The 1197-nt window shown below is 71.3% G+C and carries 2 protein-coding genes; both read left to right on the top strand.

The genetic code is table 11. The annotated features are described in order from the left end of the window. Window positions 1–117 precede the first annotated feature (117 nt). The gene (locus ACFU74_RS37335; RefSeq protein WP_380764588.1) at window positions 118–507 is read left to right on the top strand and encodes a hypothetical protein; all 390 of its coding nucleotides are present in this window, start codon (window positions 118–120) and stop codon (window positions 505–507) included. Between the two features lie 38 nt (window positions 508–545). Continuing rightward, on the top strand, window positions 546–1151 hold the full coding sequence (gene rdgB, locus ACFU74_RS37330) for an RdgB/HAM1 family non-canonical purine NTP pyrophosphatase (RefSeq protein WP_380764587.1): 606 nt from the start codon (window positions 546–548) through the stop codon (window positions 1149–1151). The last annotated feature ends 46 nt before the right edge of the window (window positions 1152–1197 follow it).

Here is a 1197-nt window from a genome sequence, read left to right as displayed (position 1 = left end):
CCGCTGTACACGCCGGGCCCGGAGCCCGTACGGTTCCCGCAGCACCCGTTGCGGGAACCGCGCACCCCTCAGCGCGCGTCCTTCCCTTCCGGATACCCGCGCACCCAGGAGGACCGGATGCCCCAGAGCATCGCCCGCCCCACCATGCTCGCCGTGGCCGGCCTGATCGCCATCCTCCCGCTCAGCGCGGTCAGTTGCTCCGCCGCGCAGAAGGCGCTCGACTGCGGCAACACCGCGGTCAAGATCACCGGGGACATCAACGAGGTCAGCAACGCCTACAGCAACGCCAGCAACGACGCGGCCGCCGCCGGGCAGGCGCTGCAGAAGCTGAAGAACGACCTCGACCAGCTGGGCAAGAACTCCAAGGACACCGACGTCGCCCAGGCCATCACCGACCTCAGCACCCAGGTCGACAAGGTCCAGCAGGCGGTCAACAACAAGCAGGTGCCGGACTTCAAGCCGCTCGGCGACGCCGCCTCGAACCTCACCAAGGTCTGTACCGGCTGACGCGGAATCACGCCGTTTGCTCGGTTTAGGGTGGTTCCATGACCACTCGACTCATCCTCGCCACCCGAAACCAGCACAAGGTCGCCGAGCTGCGCGACATCCTCGGCGACGCCGGCCTGGACGTCGAACTGGTCGGCGCCGACGCCTACCCGGAGATCCCCGACGTCCCCGAGACCGGTGTCACCTTCGCCGAGAACGCCCTGCTCAAGGCGCACGCCCTGGCCCGCGCCACCGGCCTGCCGGCCGTCGCCGACGATTCCGGCCTGTGCGTGGACGTCCTGAACGGCGCCCCCGGAATCTTCTCCGCCCGCTGGTCCGGCAAGCACGGCGACGACCGGGCGAACCTCGACCTGCTGCTCGCCCAGCTCTCCGACATCGCCCCCGAGCACCGCGGCGCCCACTTCTTCTGCGCCGCCGCCCTCGCCCTCCCCGACGGCACCGAGCGCGTCGTCGAGGGCCGCCTCCTCGGCACCCTGCGCACCGCCCCCGCCGGCGCCGGCGGCTTCGGCTACGACCCGATCCTCCAGCCCCTCGGCGAGACCCGCACCTGCGCGGAGCTGACCCCCGCCGAGAAGAACGCCATCAGCCACCGCGGCCAGGCCTTCCGCGCCCTCGCCCCGGTCGTGAGGACCCTGATCGGCTGAGGCCCCGGGCACTACGGCAATGGCCCGCCTGCCTTCGGCTCGAAGG

The sequence above is a fragment of the Kitasatospora sp. NPDC057500 genome (genome assembly GCF_042802195.1).
Lineage (GTDB): Bacteria > Actinomycetota > Actinomycetes > Streptomycetales > Streptomycetaceae > Kitasatospora.
The sequence above is the reverse complement of the archived record's forward strand: the minus strand, read 5'-3'. Positions and strand labels throughout refer to the sequence as shown.

Bases quoted from the DNA above. Each gene is read 5' to 3' on its own strand.
- ACFU74_RS37335 (WP_380764588.1), top strand. From the start codon at position 118: ATGCCCCAGAGCATCGCCCGCCCCACCATGCTCGCCGTGGCCGGCCTG.
- rdgB (WP_380764587.1), top strand. From the start codon at position 546: ATGACCACTCGACTCATCCTCGCCACCCGAAACCAGCACAAGGTCGCC.